The sequence below is a fragment of the Microcystis sp. M53603_WE2 genome (assembly GCF_030065435.1).
The window spans coordinates 1-1,993 of the sequence record NZ_JASJFF010001327.1 but is presented as its reverse complement, the minus strand read 5'-3'; the positions used below and the strand labels follow the sequence as shown (position 1 = coordinate 1,993).

Genomic DNA, 1,993 nt, shown 5'->3' with positions numbered 1-1,993 from the left:
GGAGCAACCCTAGGACAAATGGGGGCGGATTTGCTCCTAGAAACCCTCTCTAAGCTCGATCGAGCAGAAATTACCCCAATTCCTCAAAATAACGACGATGCCACCTATGCCCCTTTAATTCAAAAATCTGACTATCTAATCAACTGGCAAGATTCGGGCCGGAGAATTCACGATCGAGTCCGGGGTTTTTATCCTCATGCGCTGACCACTTTACGGGGACAACCCCTAAAAGTGATGGCCACTATTCCCCTAGAGGATCTCGGTCAACTTCCTCGAGAATTACAGACAAAAGACCTTTCTCATCTAAGCGGAGAAGTGGGAGCGATCGTGGCTCTCTGGAAAAATTTCGGGCCGGTAGTGCAGACGGGTGAGGGTTTATTATTATTAAAAGAAGTGCAATTATCGGGAAAATCACCGCGTTCTGGTGGGGATTTGGTCAATGGTTCCCGTTTAACTATCGGTGAGATTTTCGGTCAATAGTTTTCAGGGGATGGCTTTCCTTTGCTCCTCTATGCTTCACCGGTGAAGATTTTTTTCAACTTGCGAAAGCGATCGGAATAACTTCTTAACACTTCGATCGCAAACATGGGAGTTTCCTGCACGGCAAATAAAAACTGCGGTTGATTGAGATAGGCTAATTTACAATCAGTTTTGGCAATAGCTGTGGATTCTCGCAGTTTATCCCCATGCAGGAGCGCTCCTGCTCCGAATACATCCCCTTTTTCTAGAGTTTCTATCAATTGTCCCTTGATATACATCTCCACTTCTCCGCTAAGAATACCGTACATTAACTCGCCCTCCGTGCCATCGGCAAAAATAACTTCACCAGCTGGAAAAGTGCGATCGGGATGATTTTCGAGAATTTTAATCGTTTCTACGGGACTTAACATGATTTAACAATAATTTTTGCGGGTTATCTCTCCCATTTTCCAATACATTGAACTCCCCGATCATCGTTTTTGTATGTAAGAATACTTGAAACTTCTCTACCTGACAAAGATTCGGTTTGACTCTCAGAAATGCTTTGTTTAATCCTTGTCGGGGAGAGAAAATTTCCGTCTTCATACCTTTATCCTCTTCCTACCCAACCCGATTTTTGAGTGTATTTTTTTCTCTCTTATCTTTGCTCAAAAACCCTATATATATGGGCGCACGGATTCCCACTATACATGAAGTATAAAGCAAGTCTCGCCATTTGTCAAGGGTTTTCTGAAAATCTCCCCCACTTCCCGCTTCCTTGAGAAAATACCTAGTTTAAAACTGTTCGATCGCTGCTTGCGTAATTTCTGCGATCGCTGCTAAACTGGGACTAACTTGGCCAGTATCGGTGGACAACCAGAGAAGATACTCCACATTACCCGCAGGTCCGGTAATGGGAGACCAAGTTAAACCCCGATAGAACCATCCTAGGGCTTCGGCGGCCTGTAAAACCTGAAAAATTGCCCCTGCTTGGTCTTGGTAGTCGCGAACTACCCCTTTTTTGCCGACTTTTTCCCGTCCCACCTCAAATTGGGGTTTGACCAATAAAATCGCCTCTCGCGGTGGATTTAATAGCGTCCACAGGGTCGGCAAAACTTTGGTCAGAGAAATAAAGGACAGATCCATAACTGCTAAATCGGCGGGTTTTTCTGGTCCGTATAACTTTTCCGGGGTTAAATAGCGAAAATTAGTTCTTTCTAGTAAAATAACCCGTTCATGCTGCCGTAAACTCCACGCTACTTGTCCATAACCCACATCAACCCCATAAACCCGTTTTGCCCCTTTTTGCAAGAGACAATCGGTAAATCCCCCCGTGGAAATGCCCCCATCTAAACAAATGCGATCGCAGACATCAATGGCAAATAATTCTAAGGCCTTGGCTAATTTTTCGCCCCCCCTTGACAAATAGGGCAGTTTCTGCTTAACCTCGATCGCCGCTTCTGGATCGATTTCTGTGGCCGGTTTATCGATGATTTGATGATTGACTTTCACCTCTCCAGCGCGAATTAATCGC

Annotated in this window: 3 protein-coding genes; 1 reads left to right on the top strand and 2 read right to left on the bottom strand. The window is 44.9% G+C overall.

The genetic code is table 11. From position 1 onward, the window contains the following. Window positions 1–480: methionyl-tRNA formyltransferase (locus PX481_RS27910; protein WP_502888643.1), on the top strand; the 480-nt coding region annotated here is incomplete at its 5' end. 29 nt (window positions 481–509) lie between these two features. On the opposite strand, the gene PX481_RS27905 is transcribed toward PX481_RS27910, so the two are convergent. Both PX481_RS27905 and PX481_RS27900 read right to left on the bottom strand, forming a co-directional pair. Beyond that, the gene (locus PX481_RS27905; RefSeq protein ID WP_002759683.1) at window positions 510–890 is read right to left on the bottom strand and encodes a cyclic nucleotide-binding domain-containing protein; all 381 of its coding nucleotides are present in this window, start codon (window positions 888–890) and stop codon (window positions 510–512) included. A gap of 364 nt (window positions 891–1,254) precedes the next feature. Further along, window positions 1,255–1,993: TlyA family RNA methyltransferase (locus PX481_RS27900; RefSeq protein WP_288097183.1), on the bottom strand; the 739-nt coding region annotated here is incomplete at its 5' end.

What these genes read in the sequence shown, in the direction of transcription:
- PX481_RS27905 (WP_002759683.1), bottom strand. Translation starts at nt 890, where the DNA reads ATGTTAAGTCCCGTAGAAACGATTAAAATTCTCGAAAATCATCCCGAT.